At 58.9% G+C, this 18,183-nt stretch carries 15 protein-coding genes; 9 read left to right on the top strand and 6 right to left on the bottom strand.

Going from position 1 to position 18,183, the window contains the following annotated elements; translation table 11 throughout:
• Nucleotides 1-31: 31 nt before the first annotated feature.
• Nucleotides 32-823 (bottom strand): substrate-binding periplasmic protein, encoded by a 792-nt coding sequence (locus ACP7A4_RS20130; RefSeq protein WP_426248084.1) that lies wholly within the window; start codon nt 821-823, stop codon nt 32-34.
• A 220-nt stretch (nt 824-1,043) separates the two neighbouring features.
• Here ACP7A4_RS20130 and ACP7A4_RS20135 point away from each other — a divergent pair, with 220 nt between their 5' ends.
• Together ACP7A4_RS20135 and ACP7A4_RS20140 are read left to right on the top strand one after the other, a co-directional pair.
• Nucleotides 1,044-1,595 carry an exonuclease domain-containing protein gene (locus tag ACP7A4_RS20135; RefSeq protein ID WP_203302766.1) on the top strand — a complete coding sequence of 184 codons (552 nt, stop codon included), beginning with the start codon at nt 1,044-1,046 and terminating at the stop codon, nt 1,593-1,595.
• Nucleotides 1,596-1,665: 70 nt separating this feature from the next.
• Nucleotides 1,666-1,947, top strand: a complete 282-nt coding sequence (locus tag ACP7A4_RS20140; RefSeq protein WP_048365652.1) for a pyrimidine/purine nucleoside phosphorylase — start codon at nt 1,666-1,668, stop codon at nt 1,945-1,947.
• 99 nt (nt 1,948-2,046) lie between these two features.
• On the opposite strand, the gene ACP7A4_RS20145 is transcribed toward ACP7A4_RS20140, so the two are convergent.
• On the bottom strand, nt 2,047-3,813 hold the full coding sequence (locus tag ACP7A4_RS20145) for an ABC transporter transmembrane domain-containing protein (RefSeq protein WP_426248045.1): 1,767 nt from the start codon (nt 3,811-3,813) through the stop codon (nt 2,047-2,049).
• A 251-nt stretch (nt 3,814-4,064) separates the two neighbouring features.
• On the opposite strand from ACP7A4_RS20145, the gene ACP7A4_RS20150 reads away from it, so the two are divergent.
• Nucleotides 4,065-4,244 (top strand): PA1571 family protein, encoded by a 180-nt coding sequence (locus ACP7A4_RS20150; RefSeq protein ID WP_048365650.1) that lies wholly within the window; start codon nt 4,065-4,067, stop codon nt 4,242-4,244.
• Nucleotides 4,245-4,336: 92 nt separating this feature from the next.
• Here the strand turns inward: ACP7A4_RS20150 and pdxB are convergent, their stop codons facing one another.
• Nucleotides 4,337-5,479 carry a 4-phosphoerythronate dehydrogenase PdxB gene (gene pdxB, locus ACP7A4_RS20155; protein WP_203302764.1) on the bottom strand — a complete coding sequence of 381 codons (1,143 nt, stop codon included), beginning with the start codon at nt 5,477-5,479 and terminating at the stop codon, nt 4,337-4,339.
• 165 nt (nt 5,480-5,644) lie between these two features.
• Between pdxB and ACP7A4_RS20160 the strand changes: the two genes are divergently transcribed.
• Nucleotides 5,645-7,048: an MATE family efflux transporter gene (locus tag ACP7A4_RS20160; protein ID WP_048399158.1), complete on the top strand. Its 1,404-nt coding sequence runs from the start codon at nt 5,645-5,647 to the stop codon at nt 7,046-7,048.
• Between the two features lie 104 nt (nt 7,049-7,152).
• On the opposite strand, the gene tusA is transcribed toward ACP7A4_RS20160, so the two are convergent.
• Complete coding sequence (tusA, locus tag ACP7A4_RS20165; RefSeq protein WP_059762900.1) at nt 7,153-7,401, bottom strand: sulfurtransferase TusA; 249 nt, start codon at nt 7,399-7,401, stop codon at nt 7,153-7,155.
• A 14-nt stretch (nt 7,402-7,415) separates the two neighbouring features.
• Nucleotides 7,416-8,492, bottom strand: a complete 1,077-nt coding sequence (rlmM, locus tag ACP7A4_RS20170; RefSeq protein ID WP_426248046.1) for a 23S rRNA (cytidine(2498)-2'-O)-methyltransferase RlmM — start codon at nt 8,490-8,492, stop codon at nt 7,416-7,418.
• A 215-nt stretch (nt 8,493-8,707) separates the two neighbouring features.
• Between rlmM and acnA the strand changes: the two genes are divergently transcribed.
• The 3 genes from acnA to ACP7A4_RS20185 all read left to right on the top strand — a co-directional run bounded on the left by acnA (nt 8,708) and on the right by ACP7A4_RS20185 (nt 14,035).
• Entirely contained in the window at nt 8,708-11,449 is a 2,742-nt protein-coding gene (gene acnA, locus ACP7A4_RS20175; RefSeq protein WP_059762901.1) for an aconitate hydratase AcnA, read from the top strand.
• A gap of 115 nt (nt 11,450-11,564) precedes the next feature.
• On the top strand, nt 11,565-12,356 hold the full coding sequence (locus tag ACP7A4_RS20180; RefSeq protein WP_059762902.1) for a CPBP family intramembrane glutamic endopeptidase: 792 nt from the start codon (nt 11,565-11,567) through the stop codon (nt 12,354-12,356).
• 113 nt (nt 12,357-12,469) lie between these two features.
• On the top strand, nt 12,470-14,035 hold the full coding sequence (locus ACP7A4_RS20185) for a methyl-accepting chemotaxis protein (protein WP_059762903.1): 1,566 nt from the start codon (nt 12,470-12,472) through the stop codon (nt 14,033-14,035).
• Nucleotides 14,036-15,377: 1,342 nt separating this feature from the next.
• Here ACP7A4_RS20185 and ACP7A4_RS20190 read toward each other — a convergent pair.
• Nucleotides 15,378-16,064, bottom strand: a complete 687-nt coding sequence (locus tag ACP7A4_RS20190) for an alpha/beta family hydrolase (RefSeq protein ID WP_426248047.1) — start codon at nt 16,062-16,064, stop codon at nt 15,378-15,380.
• A gap of 73 nt (nt 16,065-16,137) precedes the next feature.
• On the opposite strand from ACP7A4_RS20190, the gene ccoN reads away from it, so the two are divergent.
• Both ccoN and ccoO read left to right on the top strand, forming a co-directional pair.
• The gene (gene ccoN / locus ACP7A4_RS20195) at nt 16,138-17,562 is read left to right on the top strand and encodes a cytochrome-c oxidase, cbb3-type subunit I (protein ID WP_048399153.1); all 1,425 of its coding nucleotides are present in this window, start codon (nt 16,138-16,140) and stop codon (nt 17,560-17,562) included.
• Nucleotides 17,563-17,572: 10 nt separating this feature from the next.
• The gene (ccoO, locus tag ACP7A4_RS20200; protein WP_048365640.1) at nt 17,573-18,181 is read left to right on the top strand and encodes a cytochrome-c oxidase, cbb3-type subunit II; all 609 of its coding nucleotides are present in this window, start codon (nt 17,573-17,575) and stop codon (nt 18,179-18,181) included.
• The last annotated feature ends 2 nt before the right edge of the window (nt 18,182-18,183 follow it).

Here is an 18,183-nt window from a genome sequence, read left to right on the forward strand (position 1 = left end):
AGGCTGTTTGACGTTAGCCGCTCGCTGGAATTTAGGGCAGGGTTTGGGGCGATGCCGTGCGCACCGGCACCAGGGCAATTTTGAACGGCGCAAAAATAGCGTTCATTTGCCCGTTGTCCCGCAGTTTTTGCAGCAGGTCTGCAAATTGTGGCCCGCTGATCGGCGCCTGCGGGCGTAACAACGCGTAGTGATGGTAGATCTGGTCGATCCGCTGCGAGACCAGGATGTTGTGTTGGATCTGCGTATCGCGACTGAGCAGCTCAGCCAGGTTGGAGCGCGTGATCAAGGCGATGTCGACCCTGGCGCGCAGTACCATCAGCAGATTGCTCTCATGGGAATAGGTGAGCACTGCGTTGAAGGTCTGCGCCAGGTATTTAGGTGAAGGGTTGAACCCTGCAAACGCGTAGTGATAACCGCTGAACAACGCCAACCGCTTGTTGCTCAAGTCGTCGAAGTAATGTTGCTGGCGTTGCGGCTGGCGCTTGGCGACAAACACCTCGGCATCTTCCAGCCCCATGTCGACAGCGCTGTACGCAATGTCCTGCCAGCCCCAGGCCGGGTTTTCGAACATCACGACATCGACCCGCCCTTGCTCGAAATCGCGGAAGCGCCGGGGAATGGAGCTGGGCACCAGTACAAAACGGTAGTCACGTTGCAGGCGGTTCAACGCCTCCAGCAATTGCGGCAGCAAGCCGGTGTCGGCGCCGCTTTCAGGGCGCACGGTGTACGGGGGGAAATGAGCTGCGCCGACCCTGATTTCCTGAGCCGCCCACACAGGCGTAAGGCACATCATGCCAAGGGCCAGCAACACGCTGTGAGCCATCCGGACTGGCAAACACTTCAAACCGTACACCTCTGGAAACGCCCCTGGCTGGAACTTATTGATCGCCACACGACCTGAGATCGGGCGTGCTGGCGATTTAAGCCTGCATAGCCTACCAAGGAAGCGCTTGACTGGCCCATACAAAATAGAGCCTAGGCGGATGTCAACGCTTTAGCTACGCTCCATGGCTCAACGCGGATGCTGTTAAAGGAAGCTGCACATGCCTCACTGGCTGGTAATTGATCTGGAAGCCACAACCGACGATGGCGGCTGGCCTCTGGAGGAAATGGAGGTAATTGAAATCGGTGCCAGTGTTGTCACGCGGGCTGGCCGTGAGGTGGATCATTTCCAGCGCTTTATTCGCCCTGCACGCCGCCCTTTGCTCACGCCCTTCTGTCGCCAATTAACACGCATCACTCAAGCCAACATAGATGGCGCGCCAGCGCTGCCCCTCGTCTGGGAGCAGTTTGAGCGCTGGCTTGGGCAACACCGGCCCAAGCTTGAGGCCTGGGCCAGCTGGGGCGATTACGACCGCCTGCAACTTGAGCAGGAGTGGCAGCAAAAACAGCTCAACAGTGTGCTGGCACATCTGCCGCACCTGAACCTCAAGCAGCAATTTGCTCATGCCCGTCAGTTGAAGCGACCGCTGGGCCTCAACAGTGCGTTGCAACTGGCGGGCATGCAATTTAACGGTCAGCAGCATCGGGCACTGGAAGATGCGCGAAATACCGCACGTTTATTGCCGCTGATTCTTGAAGATAAGCGCTTATAAAAGGGCGTGACGGGATAAAACGGCTTCTGCATACTGGCCAGCCATTTTTAGCCCTTCCCGAGGAATCGCCATGTTTAAAGTCAACGAATACTTCGACGGCACCGTCAAGTCGATTGCCTTCACGCAAGCTGAAGGCAAAGCCACCATTGGCGTCATGGCCCCGGGTGAATACGAGTTCGGTACGGCCGAGCGAGAAATCATGCACGTGGTCTCGGGCGAACTGAGCGTCAAACTGCCAGGCAGCGACACGTTTCAAACCTTCAAAACCGCCAGCCAATTCAACGTACCGGCCAACAGCAAGTTTCAGCTCAAGGTCGCGGTTGAAACCGCTTACCTGTGTGAATACCGCTGAGATACCCCCCGGGCGTAGCTACCTCGCAAGGCGCACGCGCAAGACGTCGCCTCGCGTTACTCGTCAACGGCTACACATACAACGCACGCTTCAGTGCAATCACTCTCGGCCATTGAACTGCAACGCCGCCAACCGCGCATACAGCGGGTTGCTGGCGATCAGTTCGGCATGGGTGCCAATAGCCACCAGCTTGCCGTGATCCATGACCGCAATGCGGTCGGCATTTTGTACCGTGGCCAAACGGTGGGCGATCACCAGCGTGGTGCGCCCCGACATCAGGCTGGGCAACGCTTGTTGAATCAAGTGTTCGCTTTGAGCATCTAATGCGCTGGTGGCTTCATCCAGCAACAGGATCGGCGCATCCACCAGTAAGGCGCGGGCAATCGCCAAACGCTGACGTTGGCCGCCCGACAACCCAAGCCCACCATCGCCCAAATGAGTCTGATAACCCTGGGGCATTTGCAAAATGAACTCATGCGCGTGGGCAATGCGCGCGGCCGCCTCCACTTGAGCGTCAGAGGCCTGAGGGTTGCCGTACCGAATGTTGTCCTCCACGGTGCCGAAAAACAGCGCCGGGTTTTGGGACACCAGGGCAAAACAGCGGCGCAGGTCTTGCGGGTCTAATTGCGAAATGGGCAACCCTTCAAGCAGGATCTGACCTTGCTGCGGGTCGTAGAAGCGCAGCAGCAAATCAAACAGCGTGGATTTGCCCGCGCCAGACGGCCCCACCAGCGCCAATGTCTCGCCTGCATTGATGGTCAGTGTGAGGTCTTCAAGGGCGTAGCGTTCAGGCCGTGACGGATAGGAAAAACACAGCCGATCAAGCTGAAGGTTGCCTGCCACCCGCTCAGGCAAGGCCAGCACCCCCTGGCTTGGCGACACGATCAGGCTTTTGGATTGCAGCAGCTCTGCGATCCGTTCGGCTGCGCCTGCTGCGCGCTGCAATTCGCCGATGACTTCACTTAACGTGCCAAAAGCGCTGCCTACGATCAGGCTATAGAACACAAACGCTGCCAGCTCACCGCCCGTGATACGCCCTGCGATCACGTCCATGCCGCCCACCCACAACATGACCCCCACAGCCCCCAGCACCAGCAAGATCACCAGCGTTATCAGCCAGGCACGCTGAGCGATACGCTTGCGCGCGGTGGCAAAGGCCTGCTCCACAGTTTGAGCAAAGCGTTGACGGTCCTGCTGTTGGTGGTTATAGGCCTGCACGGTTTTGATCTGCCCCAGCGCTTCGGACACGTAACTGCCTACATCGGCAATCCGGTCCTGGCTCTCACGCGACAAACCCCGCACCCGTCGGCCGAAAATCAAAATCGGCGCCAGCACCAGGGGCAACGCCACCACCACGATGCTGGTGAGTTTGGGGTTGGTCACGAACAGCAGCACGATACCGCCGATCACCATCAGGCTGTTGCGCAAGAACAGTGACAAGGAAGAGCCAATCACCGATTGCAGCAACGTGGTGTCCGCGGTCAGCCGGGACTGGATTTCCGAGCTGCGGTTGTTCTCATAGAACCCTGGGTGCAAGTCGATCAGGTGGTTAAACACCTGGCGGCGGATATCGGCCACCACCCGTTCCCCGATCCACGACACCAGGTAAAAGCGTACAAAAGTGCCCACCGACAATGCCAGCACCAGCAGCATAAACAGGCCGATGGACTGGTTAAGCAGATGCGGTGACTGGGTCATGAAACCTTTGTCCACCAGCAAACGAATACCCTGCCCCATCGACAGCGTGATACCGGCGGTCACAATCAGCGCCAGCAATGCGCCTAGCGCTTGCCAGCGATACGGCGCTACAAAATGAGTGGCCAAACGAATGGCGCGGCGTTGAACGGAAGAAAGCATCAAGGGCATCCGAAAAATCAGCAAAAGAATGGACAGCGATTAAAGGCTGACAGCCTACAACGAATGTTCTGTAAGACCTGTAAACCTTTCTCACTCGTTTTGAATATGACCGGGTGCAGCAAACACTAGGCCTGAATGATCTAAACCGAGGCTAGTAGTTTCAGGATAATTCTGTTTGAGTAAATGGCCGCCAAGTGTTGTCACTACTTGGTCATTAAACGGAACTACCTTAGCGCTACACCCTGATGAGGAGACAGGCCATGGACTTGCAACACAACGCTCAACACGCAGTACCGGTGATTCGGACTCAGCCAGACCAGTCATTGGGGTGCGCGATCATTGATGCGCAGGGCAATGAAGTGTCGATCACTGAAGAAATGATTCAACACGCGTGCGCCGAACTGGATAAACGCCTGGTTCAGCCCAAGCACGAGAATTGATAGCCGTCGTTGGGTGACATCGGTTTAACCACGCATCCACCTGTAGGCGCGAACGTGCTTCGCGCCTACAGGGACCTTGTTCAGACGACCGTTTAAACGACTACACACCCGAGCGCTGTGACCATCGACGTCAGCGCCTCGTTTTCACCTTGGATGTGTACCGCCAGCCCTTCAATCTCGCGACGCACCGGGTAATGCTTGCGCAAAGCATCGAACGCCAGCTTTTGTTGCTCAACCGTACCGACCAGACTGCGGCGAAATTCGGCATCGTCACGACGCGGGTCATACACGCCCCGACACAACATGGCCAATGCCCAGTCCAGATCACTGTTGGCACTGAGTTCAACCTTGGCCAACCACGGTGCGGGCAGCAAGTCGGCCAGGTGGACCTCAGGTGTTTGCCCCAACGCATCACACAACGCCTGATAAATCTGCGCCGTGCCGCGTTGCTTGCCGTCCAGGCTGTAACCCGCGATGTGCGGGGTCGCCAACACACACAGCTCCGCCAATTCAACATCCACCTGCGGCTCACCTTCCCAGACATCCAGCACGGCTTGCAGGTCTTCTCGCTCGGTCAACACCTGGCGCAGCGCAGCATTATCGACCACCGGTCCGCGGCTGGCATTAATCAGCCAGGTGCCAGGCTTGAGTTGGTTCAAGCGTTGCGCATCGAGCAAGTGCCAGGTCGCATCATTGCCGGATTTGATCAGCGGGGTGTGCAGGCTGAGCACGTCGCACTGCTCGATGATCTGCTCAAGGGTGACGTAATCGCCCCCTTCTGCTGCCTGACGCAGCGGGTCGCACACTTTGACGTTCCAGCCAAGTGCGCGCAGCACGTTGACCAGCCGCCCACCGACCTCACCCGCACCGATCACGCCATAGGTACGCTGCTTGAGGTCTACGCCTTCGATCTCCGCCAGCGTCAACAAACTGCCCAGCACGTAGTCCACGACCCCGCGCGCATTGCAGCCCGGCGCGCTGGCCCACTGAATACCGGCTTGTTCGAAGTAGTCCAGCGCCAAGTGATCGGTGCCAATGGTGCACGTGCCGACAAATCTCACCGCACTGCCTTCCAGCAGCTCGCGGTCGACGCGCGTCACTGAACGCACCAGCAACACATCGGCATCATGCACGTCGGCACGGGTGATTTGACGTCCCGGCAAACGGCGGATTTCACCGAATGAGGCAAAGAACGCTTCGATCAGCGGAATATTTTCATCAGCAACAATCAACATGGCAGGCTCCTTTGGCGGAGCAGCAGTGTAGGCGTTGTTGTACACAATGGGCCAGTGAGGTGTCGCGCGAGTTTCTTCAGCCTGCTTACAAAGCTGCTACAACTCGGCGGTTAGGGGCGCGTACAATCCCCGCCTTTGCGCGTTAAACACTGTGGATGCACGCTTGTGAATTCTGTTTCTCCTGATATTTGTGCCACTCGCATCAGCCGCCCTGCACGGGTACGTACCGAAGTACGCGCGCTGATGGCGCTGGCGTTTCCGATCATCATTTCTCAAGTGGCCACCACGGCAATGGGGTTTGTCGATGCGGTCATGGCTGGGCGAGTCGGCCCGCGCGATCTGGCGGCCGTGGCGCTGGGCAACTCGGTGTGGGTGCCGGTATTTCTGCTGATGTCTGGCATTTTGCTGGCCACCACGCCCAAAGTCGCTCAGCGTTTCGGCGCCAACAACCACCGTGAAATCGGCCCTATCGTGCGCCAGGCCCTGTGGCTGGCCTTGATAACCGGCGTCTGCGCCGCCTTGATTCTGATCGCGGCCGAACCCTTGCTGCACTGGATGAAGGTCGCGCCTGACTTGATTGAACCGTGCATGGGCTATTTGCACGGGATTGCCAGCGGCATGCCCGCCGTGGCGATTTACTGCGTGCTGCGCGGGTTCAGTGACGGGCTGGGTAAAACCCGCCCGAGCATGGTGCTGGGCCTGTGTGCGCTGGCGCTGAACATCCCTCTCAACTACGTGTTCATCTATGGCCATTTGGGCGTACCGGCCATGGGCGGCGTCGGTTGCGGCTGGGCGACGGCCATTGTGATGTGGTTTATGGCGTTGGGCATGGTGGTGTGGACGTACCGTGGCGCGATCTATCAAACGAGCCAGGTGTACAGCCATTTCGAATGGCCCCAGTGGCCCATTCTCAAACGCTTGCTCAGCGTCGGCCTGCCCATTGGTATTGCCGTGTTTGCCGAGTCGAGCATTTTTGCGGTGATTGCGTTGTTGATTGGCAGCCTGGGCGCAACCGTGGTTTCTGGCCATCAAATTGCCCTTAACTTCAGCTCGCTGGTGTTCATGATCCCGTATTCATTGGGGATGGCGATCACCGTGCGCGTGGGTCAGGCGCTGGGCCGTGAGCAACCGCGTGAAGCACGCTTTGTCGCAGGCGTAGGCATGGGCACCGCACTGGTGTGGGCGTGTATTTCGGCCAGTTTGATTCTGCTGCTGCGCGGGCCGATTGCCAGTATCTACACCGCTGATCCAATGGTGCTTGAAGTGGCTACCCTGCTGCTGGTGTTCGCAGCGCTATATCAGTTTTCGGACGTGATTCAAGTGACCGCAGCCGGCGCCCTGCGCGGGTATCAAGACACGCGGGTGACGATGATCATGACCTTGTTCGCGTACTGGGGTGTGGGCTTGCCCGTGGGCTATGCGCTGGGCCTGACCGACTGGCTGGGCGAACCCAGCGGCCCGAGCGGGTTGTGGCAAGGTTTGATTGTCGGCCTGACCTGCGCGGCGTTGATGCTCAGCGTGCGACTGGTGAGCAGTGCCAAAAAACGCATTCGTGCGGCCCGCATCTAGCCTGGCTGGACACACGGTTTGCGTTGCAACCTTGCGCCGCCTGCGTCAGCGACTACGGGGTTTGTCTTGATCCCTGTAGTGGCTGGCGCAGGCGGCGGTCGGTTTTATCCCTGCTTCTTGCGGATCCAGTACAGGTACGTGCCCGCCTCTTCTTTTTGCTTCACCAGTTCGTGATCCAGAAACACACAAAACTTGGGGATGTCGCGTTTGGTCGAAGGGTCGGTGGCGATCACTTTCAACACACCACCCGGCACCAGGTCGCGGATGTGTTGATGCAACATCATCACCGGCTCCGGGCAGTTAAGGCCGCTGGCATCCAGCGTGCCGTCAACCGGCAGGTCAGCGCTACTCATCAGTCACTCCTTAATCAACGGGATTTAGGTTTTTTCACGTCCAGTCGACGCAAGTGGCAGGTCACTTCTTCGCGGTCGTGGTACAGCTGCTTGCAGCCAATTTCGACCGTGATGCCACGCGCCTTGAAGCCATCGGCGATGCGATCGAGCAAACGGCGCACTTCGGCATAGCGCTGTTTCATGGGCAGTTTGAGGTTGACCACCGCTTCACGGCAGTGGCCATCGCCGATCCACTCTTCGAGCATTGCCGCATTGCGCGCAGGCTTTTCGACGATATCGCAGACCATCCAGTCCACCGGCTGTTTAGGCTTGAAGGTAAAACCGTCAGCCATCAAATGCTGCACCAGCCCCGTGTCCATCAAGCTCTCGGCCATCGGGCCGTTGTCGATGGCCGTCACCAGCATGCCACGGTTGACCAACTGCCAGGTCCAACCGCCCGGCGCGGCGCCCAGGTCAACCCCGGTCATGTCGCTGTGCAGACGATCGTCCCACTGCTCACGGGGGATGAAGTGGTGCCAGGCTTCTTCAAGCTTCAAGGTCGAGCGACTTGGCGCCTCACGCGGGAACTTCAAGCGCGGGATGCCCATTGGCCACATTGCACTGTTGCCAGACTCAGCCAGCCCAAGGAACAGCTCGCGACCACTTTTAACCGTCAACAGCAAACGCGGTTTGCTGTCATCGTCTTCCACCAGCTTGCCGGCCTTGATCAGCGCCTTGCGCAGGTGAGCGTCAAACTTTTTACAGAAGTTGGACAGCTCTTTGCCGTCATTGGTGTCGACCATTTCCAGCCACAGGCTGCCACACACCGCAAAATCGGTCATGTGTTCAAGGATCACACTGATACGGTCGGTTTCGGGCAACTCAATAAATTCACCCCGCGCCCACTGCCGCGGAAAAATCAGTTCGGCGAAACGCAAACCGCGCATCAGGCGTTCAGCGCCGCCCGCTTCGGTGCACACAAATTCGGCGCAGGCACTGGCAGGCTTGGCTTTGGCGTAACCGGACACATTGAGGCGCGCGGCATGCTCGGCGATTTCCGAGCAGACCTCACCTTCAAAACCTGGGCGGCAGTGCATAAAAACGGTGTTCATTGAATCACTCCTGAGCAGCGCGCGAGGATTAGCCCGCTGCACATCCTTGCCTTGGCGCAAGGACTGTCACAAAAAGGCCGGCATGATAACTGAGATTGGAACCTTGAACCTGCATAGACAGTCCAGTTATTAGCCAGTTTGATGAATCAGAGCTAGGTTAGAAGCTCAGTTTGTTCCACACGACCCGTACCGTGCGGGTCTAAAGGAGTCATTTCATGTCCTCCCTCGATAGCCTGAACACCCTCAGTACATTAAAAGTCGACGATAAGACTTATCACTACTTCAGCCTCCCGCTTGCCGCCAAAACACTCGGCGATCTGAGTCGCTTGCCGATGTCACTCAAGGTGCTGCTGGAGAACCTGCTGCGTTGGCAAGACAACAAGACCGTCACTGAAACCGACCTCAAGTCCCTGGCGGCGTGGCTTAAGGAGCGTCGCTCGGATCGCGAAATCCAATATCGCCCGGCCCGCGTACTGATGCAGGACTTCACCGGGGTGCCCGCCGTGGTCGATCTGGCGGCCATGCGTGCCGCGATGGCCAAGGCCGGTGGCGACCCACAGCGCATCAATCCGCTGTCGCCTGTGGACCTGGTGATCGACCACTCCGTGATGGTCGACAAATTTGCCAGCCCCAGCGCCTTTGAACAGAACGTTGACATTGAAATGGAGCGTAACGGCGAACGTTATGCGTTCCTGCGCTGGGGCCAAAACGCGTTCGACAACTTCAGCGTCGTGCCACCCGGCACCGGGATTTGCCATCAGGTGAACCTGGAGTACCTGGGGCGCACGGTCTGGACCAAAGACGAAGACGGCCGCACCTATGCCTTTCCTGACACGCTGGTAGGCACCGACTCCCACACCACCATGATCAACGGCCTGGGCGTGCTGGGCTGGGGCGTAGGCGGCATCGAGGCTGAAGCGGCGATGCTCGGCCAACCCGTGTCGATGCTGATCCCGGAAGTCGTGGGCTTCAAGCTCAGTGGCAAACTCAAAGAAGGCATCACTGCCACCGACCTGGTGCTGACGGTGACGCAAATGCTGCGCAGCAAAGGCGTGGTCGGCAAGTTTGTGGAGTTTTATGGCGATGGTCTCGCGGATTTACCGCTGGCCGATCGTGCGACGCTGGCCAACATGGCGCCCGAATACGGTGCGACCTGCGGATTTTTCCCGGTGGATCAAATCACTCTGGACTACCTGCGCCTGTCCGGGCGCCCCGACGCCACTGTGAAACTGGTCGAAGCCTATTGCAAGGCGCAGGGCCTGTGGCGTGAACCGGGTCAGGAACCGGTGTTCACCGACACATTGGCGCTGGACATGGCCACCGTCGAGGCCAGCCTGGCCGGGCCGAAACGCCCACAAGACCGCGTTTCGCTGCCCAACGTGGGCCAGGCGTTTAGTGATTTTCTGAGCCTGCAATTCAAACCCACCAATAAAGAAGAAGGCCGCCTGGAAAGTGAAGGCGGTGGCGGTGTGGCCGTGGGCAATGCCGACTTGGTGGGTGAAGCCGATTACGACTGGGAAGGTAAAACCTACCGCTTGAAAAACGGTGCCGTGGTGATTGCTGCGATTACCTCCTGCACCAACACCTCCAACCCGAGCGTGATGATGGCAGCGGGCCTGGTGGCCAAAAAGGCGGTCGAAAAAGGCCTGATGACTCAACCTTGGGTCAAAACCTCCCTCGCGCCCGGCTCCAAAGTCGTCACCGATTACTACAAGGCGGCGGGCTTGACGCCTTATCTGGATCAACTGGGCTTTTCGCTGGTGGGTTACGGCTGTACCACCTGTATTGGCAACTCCGGCCCGTTGCCTGAGCCCATTGAAAAAGCCATCACCCAGAACGATTTGACCGTGGCCTCTGTGCTGTCCGGCAACCGTAACTTTGAAGGACGGGTTCACCCGCTGGTCAAAACCAACTGGCTGGCCTCCCCGCCGCTGGTGGTTGCTTACGCCTTGGCGGGCAGCGTGCGCACGGACATCAGCAGTGAACCGCTGGGCATTGGCAAAGATGGCCAGCCGGTGTACCTGCGCGATATCTGGCCCAGCCAAAAAGAAATCGCCGACGCCGTGGCCAAGGTCAGTACCGCCATGTTCCACAAGGAGTACGCCGAAGTGTTTGCGGGCGATGAGCAATGGCAAGCCATCGAAGTGCCACAGGCAGCCACTTACGTGTGGCAGGCAGACTCGACCTACATTCAACACCCGCCGTTCTTCGATGACATCAGCGGCCCTTTGCCGGTGATCAAGGACGTTGAAGGTGCTCGGGTGCTGGCGTTGCTCGGCGATTCGGTGACCACCGACCACATCTCCCCGGCCGGCAATATCAAGGCCGACAGCCCCGCCGGGCGTTACCTGCGCGAAAAAGGCGTCGAACCGCGAGACTTCAACTCTTACGGTTCGCGCCGTGGCAACCATGAAGTGATGATGCGCGGCACCTTTGCCAACATCCGCATTCGTAACGAAATGCTTGGCGGTGAAGAAGGCGGCAACACGATTTACATCCCGACCGGCGAAAAGCTGTCGATCTATGACGCGGCCATGCGCTATCAGGCTTCGGGCACGCCGCTGGTGGTGATTGCCGGTCAGGAATATGGCACCGGCTCCAGCCGCGACTGGGCCGCCAAAGGCACCAATCTGCTGGGCGTCAAAGCCGTGATTGCCGAAAGTTTTGAACGTATTCACCGCTCCAATCTGGTGGGCATGGGCGTGCTGCCCTTGCAGTTCAAGCTTGATCAAAATCGCAAAAGCCTGAACCTGACCGGCAAGGAAACCCTGGACATTCTGGGCCTGAGCGGCGCCGAGTTGCAGCCGCGCATGAACCTGACGCTGGTGATTACCCGTGAAAACGGCAGCAAAGAGCAGATTGAGGTGTTGTGCCGCATCGACACCCTCAATGAGGTGGAGTACTTCAAGGCCGGAGGCATTTTGCACTATGTGCTGCGTCAGTTAATTGCTTCCTGAAAACCGGAAGTCACTTACGACGTTTTTTGATAAATCCGTCTGAGCGTGATCGCTATAATTGCGCGCCCCGCACATGAGTCGGGGCGTGTTTTATTCGACCACTCAAAGGATTTTCATGATTGCTCTGCCATGGCCTTATCTGGCACTTCTGACCCTTGGATACGGGGTTGCCTTGAGCTACGGCCAATGGGGTCTGCAAGCTGCGGGCGCAGCCTCATTACTGATCATTAGCGGGCTTGCAGCACTGCAAACCCGGCACCGTTACCTGCGTTATGCAGGGCATGGGCTGTTTGTAGGGGTAGCGCTGGCCCTGGCGCTGCACTGGCTGCCGGGTTTTCATAATGGCCGCGCCATCGCCCCTCAACGGCTGACACCTGATGCCGTACCGTTCTCGATGTACCTCAACCTCGACAAACCCCTGATCGGCTTTTGGCTGCTGCTGGTGTGCCCGTGGATTGCCACGCGCGTCAACTGGCGTGCCTCACTCGGCGCAACCCTGATGGGGCTTGCACTGGCAGTCACCGGCGCACTGGGCGCAGCGCTGTTACTGGGCATGATCAACTGGGCGCCAAAATGGCCGCCTCAAGGCTGGCTGTGGTTATTGAATAACCTGCTGCTGGTCACGCTGGTCGAAGAGGTGTTGTTTCGTGGCTATATACAAGGCGGCCTGAGTCGCTGGCTCAAACAGGTGCCTTATGGGCAAGCACTGGCGCTCTTGATCGCCAGCGCACTATTTGGCCTGGCACATATTGCCGCAGGCGGGCAGTGGATGCTGTTGGCGGGAATCGCGGGCGTCGGCTATGGTTTGGCCTACCGTTTTGGGGGGCTCGGTGCGGCGATCGCCACCCATTTGGGGCTCAACGTGCTGCACTTTGTTTTTTTCACCTACCCGATGCTGATGCCATAGGCGTCAACCGGGCCTCGTAGTGGCGCTATGACAGCGCCTCGCGACTGAAATATTAATTAAACAATTCCCCCCATGGGCCGACACCCTGTCAAAGCCTTGCGGATTGAAACGACATGCGTAATAACCAGCCCATCACTCAACGCGAACGCACATTCCCCGCTCAACAACGGTTGATTTCCACGACCGATGCCAAAGGCGTCATTACCTATTGCAACGACGCCTTTGTCGAGATCAGCGGGTTCTCGCGTGAAGAGCTGATGCGCGCTCCGCACAACCTTGTGCGCCATCCCGACGTGCCGCCTGCGGTCTTCGACCACATGTGGACCACCCTGAAAAAGGGTTTGCCGTGGATGGGCATCGTCAAAAACCGCTGCAAGACGGGCGACCACTACTGGGTTAACGCCTACGTAACGCCGGTGTTCGACGGCGAGCGCGTGGTGGGCTACGAGTCGGTGCGCGTCAAACCGACCGCCGAACAAGTGCGTCGGGCCGAAGCCCTGTACTCGCGAATCAATCGTGGCAAAGCGGCCATCCCGCAGCGCGACAAGTGGCTGCCGGTCTTGCAAGACTGGCTGCCGTTTATTCTGGTTAGCCAGTTGAGCTTCATGATCGGCGCCCTGCTCACCTCCAGTTGGGGCTTTGCCCTGGCCGCCGTGTTGTCGATTCCGCTGGGCCTGCTGGGCCTGACCTGGCAGCAGCGCGGCATCAAGCGCTTGCTGCGTTTGGCCGAGCAAACCACGTCTGATCCGCTGATTGCGCAGATGTACACCGACAGCCGTGGCCCGCAAGCGCGTCTGGAAATGTCCATTCTGAGCCAGGAAGCTCGCCTCAAAACCTGCCTGACACGCCTGCAAGACACCGCCGAGCACTTGAGCGACCAGGCCCGTCAATCTGACGCACTGGCGCACCAAAGCTCCACCGGGCTTGAACGTCAACGTATGGAAACCGAGCAAGTGGCCACGGCCGTCAACCAAATGGCCGCGACCACGCAAGAAGTCGCCAGCCACGTACAACGCACCGCTGACGCCACCCAGGAAGCCAATCGCCTGACCAGCCGCGGCCGTGACATTGCCGGTGAAACCCGCGAAGCCATCGAGCGCTTGTCGGTGGTGGTCGGTGAGACCGGCGCCACAGTTACGCAACTGGCCAAAGACAGTGACGAAATCGGCGGCGTCGTCGATGTGATCAAAGGCATTGCCGACCAGACCAACCTGCTGGCGCTGAACGCCGCCATCGAAGCCGCCCGGGCGGGCGAGATGGGCCGTGGCTTTGCGGTGGTCGCCGATGAAGTCCGCCAACTGGCGCAACGCACCAGCACCTCGACCGGGCAAATTCACAGCCTGATCGCCAAGCTGCAACAGACCGCCGCCAGCGCCGTGCAAACCATGGACGCCGGGCACCGTCAGGCTGAAGAAGGCGTGGCGCGGGTACTGGAAGCTGACGAGGCGTTAGTGGGCATTAGCGAGGCCGTGGCCAACATCACCGACATGACCACGCAAATCGCGGCCGCGACCGAAGAACAAAGTTCAGTCGCCGAAGAGATCAGCCGCAACATCAGCACCATTGCTGACCTGGCTGACCAAACCTCCGATCAGGCCCAACGCTCGGCACAACTGAGTGAAGAACTGACCCAGACCGTCAATGTGCAGTATTCGCTGGTGGAGCGGTTTAACCGCTGATCCTGAGGCCGCTCGTCAGGCACTGCGCAGAAGCCGGTTTTACGATTGCTGCGCAACCGGACGCAGCCTCGCACTACTCGTCAGCGACTACAGGTTTTGCGTTCACAACGCACGAACGCCTGCGCAGGATTTATCGCTCTTGTAGCCGCTGCCGAAGGCTGCGTTCGGCGGCGTAGCCGTCGCAAGCCCTTCACCCCCGAGTGTCAGGCACTGCGCAGTGGCCGGACGCAGCCTCGCATTACTCGTCAGCGACTACAGGTTTTGCGTTCACAGCGCAAAAACGCCTGCGCAGGATTTATCGCTCTTGTAGCCGCTGCCGAAGGCTGCGTTCGGCGGCGTAGCCGTCGTAAGACCTTCACCCTCGAGTGTCAGGCACTGCGCAGTGACCGGTTTTACGATTGCTGCGCAACCGGACGCAGCCTCGCACTACTCGTCAGCGACTACAGGTTTTGCGTTCACAGCGCACGAACGCCTGCGCAGGATTTATCGCTCTTGTAGCCGCTGCCGAAGGCTGCGTAGCCGTCGCAAGACCTTTCACCCCCGAGTGTCAGGCACTGCGCAGAAGCCGGTTTTACGATTGCTGCGCAACCGGACGCAGCCTCGCACTACTCGTCAGCGACTACAGGTTTTGCGTTCACATCGCACGAACGCCTGCGCAGGATTTATCGCTCTTGTAGCCGCTGCCGAAGGCTGCGTTCGGCGGCGTAGCCGTCGCAAGACCTTCACCCTCGAGTGTCAGGCACTGCGCAGAAGCCGGTTTTACGATTGCTGCGCAACCGGACGCAGCCTCGCATTACTCGTCAGCGACTACAGGTTTTGCGTTCACAGCGCACGATCGCCTGCGCAGGATTTATCGCTCTTGTAGCCGCTGCCGAAGGCTGCGTTCGGCGGCGTAGCCGTCGTAAGACCTTCACCCTCGAGTGTCAGGCTCTGCGTAGAAGCCGGACGCAGCCTCGCATTACTCGTCAGCGACTACACGCTTTGCGTTCACAGCGCACGAACGCCTGCGCATGATTTATCGCTCTTGTAGCCGCTGCCGAAGGCTGCGTTCGGCGGCGTAGCCGTCGCAAGCCCTTCACCCTCGAGTGTCAGGCACTGCGCAGTAGCCGGACGCAGCCTCGCACTACTCGTCAGCGACTACAGGTTTTGCGTTCACAGCGCACAAACGCCTGCGCAGGATTTATCGCTCTTGTAGCCGCTGCCGAAGGCTGCGTTCGGCGGCGTAGCCGTCGCAAGACCCTTCACCCTCGAGTGTCAGGCACTGCGCAGTGGTCGGTTTTACGATCTACAGGTTTTGCGTTCACATCGTTCGAGCGCCTACGCATGATTTATCGCTGTTGTATCAAACATGGCTGCGCAACCAGCTCGCAATATGATCCGCAGCCGCATCCAGGTGCTGCTCATGGGTGAAGCCCGAGGCCTTGAGCGGCTTGAGGTCGTGATCGCCCGCCACCAACCACATCACGTCAATGCGCGGTGACAGTGTGTAAGCCTCCACGGCTTCACGGTTGCCCAACGCATCCCGTTCACCCTGCACGATCAACGTCGGGGTGTTTATATCGGCCAGATGCGCCACACGGGGCTTCTCGGGTTTACCCACGGCGTAGAACGGATAGCCCAAACACACCAAACCATCTGCGTGTAGCGCATCCGCCAGCAAACTGGCCATGCGCCCGCCCATGGATTTGCCGCCAATGGCCAATGGCCCAGCGACATGCCGTCGCACCTCTTCATATACCTCGCTCCAGCACTCAAGCAGTTTTATCTGCTGATTGGGAGGCCTTTTGCCACCATCGAGCCTGCGCTGAGCCATGTACGCAAACTCGAAGCGCAGGACGCTGACCCCGCGAGCAGCAAGGCGTTCAGCCATTTCGTTCATCCACACGCTGTCCATCGGCGCGCCTGCGCCATGCGCCAGGATCAAGGTCGCAGCAGGGGTGATTGGTGCGCAGTTCCACAGCCAACCTCGCTGCTGCACGCGCTGCGCCCATTGATCCCTGTCAATACCGACATCACCCGCTACGCCCATGCTTGCCTCGCTTTTAGTCTGCTTATAACTCCAGGCGCGCGTTTGTACGCGCCTGATCCGTGGATGGGGAACCATGAACACTTCTACAAGTACCGCCTACAACTACAAGGTGGTCCGCCAATTTGCCATTATGACGGTGGTTTGGGGCATCGTCGGTATGGGGCTCGGCGTTTTTCTCGCCGCGCAGTTGGTCTGGCCAGAACTTAACTTCAATCTGCCTTGGACAAGTTTCGGGCGCCTGCGCCCTCTGCACACCAACGCCGTGATCTTCGCTTTCGGCGGCTGCGCACTGTTCGCATCGTCGTTCTACTCGGTGCAACGCACCTGCCAGGCGACCCTGTTCGCACCTAAAATCGCCGCGTTCACCTTTTGGGGTTGGCAGTTGGTGATTTTGCTGGCCGCGATCAGCCTGCCGCTCGGTTACACCAGTTCCAAGGAATACGCCGAGCTGGAATGGCCGATCGACATTCTGATCACCATCGTCTGGGTCGCCTATGCCATCGTGTTCTTCGGCACGATCATGAAGCGCAAGACCAAGCACATCTACGTGGGCAACTGGTTCTTCGGCGCGTTTATCGTGACCGTGGCGATTTTGCACATCGTTAACAACCTGGAAATCCCGGTCAGCTTCACCAAGTCCTACTCACTTTACGGTGGCGCCACTGACGCCATGGTGCAGTGGTGGTACGGCCACAACGCCGTAGGCTTTTTCCTGACTGCTGGCTTCCTGGGGATGATGTACTACTTCGTGCCGAAACAGGCCGAACGTCCGATCTACTCCTATCGCCTGTCTATCGTGCACTTCTGGGCGCTGATCACTCTCTATATCTGGGCCGGTCCGCACCACTTGCACTACACCGCACTGCCGGACTGGGCACAGTCGCTGGGCATGGTGATGTCACTGATTCTGCTGGCACCCAGCTGGGGCGGCATGATCAACGGCATGATGACCCTGTCAGGTGCGTGGCATAAGTTGCGCAGCGACCCGATCCTGCGCTTTTTGGTGGTGTCACTGGCGTTCTACGGCATGTCGACCTTCGAAGGCCCGATGATGGCAATCAAGACCGTCAACGCCCTCTCCCACTACACCGACTGGACCATTGGTCACGTACACGCCGGTGCGCTGGGCTGGGTAGCGATGATTTCGATTGGCGCCCTGTACCACATGATCCCGAAAATTTTCGGCCGCCCGCAGATGTACAGCCTGGGCTTGATCAACGCGCACTTCTGGCTGGCAACCATCGGCACCGTGCTGTACATCGCCTCGATGTGGGTCAACGGCATCGCTCAAGGCCTGATGTGGCGCGCAGTCAACGAAGACGGCACGCTGACTTACTCCTTCGTCGAAACCCTGGTGGCCAGCCACCCAGGCTTTGTGGTGCGACTGATCGGTGGGGCAATTTTCCTCAGCGGCATGTTGCTGATGGCTTACAACACTTGGCGCACCGTGCGTAACGCCGAGCCCGCTGAAGTCGTAGCCGCCGCGCAGATGGCCTGAGGAGTTCGCCATGAAACATGAAGTCGTAGAGAAGAACATCGGCCTGATGCTGTTGCTGATGATTCTGTGTGTGAGTGTGGGCGGTCTGACGCAGATCGTGCCGCTGTTCTTTGAAGACGTGACCAACACCCCGGTGGAGGGCATGAAGCCTTACACCGCACTGCAACTGGAAGGGCGTGACATCTATATCCGTGAAGGCTGCGTGCAGTGTCACTCGCAGATGATTCGCCCTTTCCGTGCCGAAACCGAGCGTTATGGTCACTACTCGGTTGCCGGTGAGAGCGTCTGGGATCACCCGTTCCTGTGGGGCTCCAAGCGTACAGGCCCGGACCTTGCCCGCGTTGGCGGTCGTTACTCGGATGACTGGCACCGCGCGCACTTGTACAACCCGCGCAACGTAGTGCCTGAGTCGAAAATGCCCGCCTACCCTTGGCTGGTGGCCACGCCGGTAGACGACAGCCACACCCGCAAGAAGCTTGAAGTGATGCGCATGATGGGCGTGCCGTACACCGACGAAGACATCGCCGCAGCCAAGGACTCAGTCAAGGGCAAGACCGAAATGGACGCGTTGGTGGCTTACTTGCAGGGCCTGGGCACTGCCATCAAGAGCAAGAGGTGAGC

The sequence above is a fragment of the Pseudomonas sp. TWR3-1-1 genome, from assembly GCF_049896545.1.
Classification (GTDB): Bacteria; Pseudomonadota; Gammaproteobacteria; order Pseudomonadales; family Pseudomonadaceae; genus Aquipseudomonas; species Aquipseudomonas weihenstephanensis.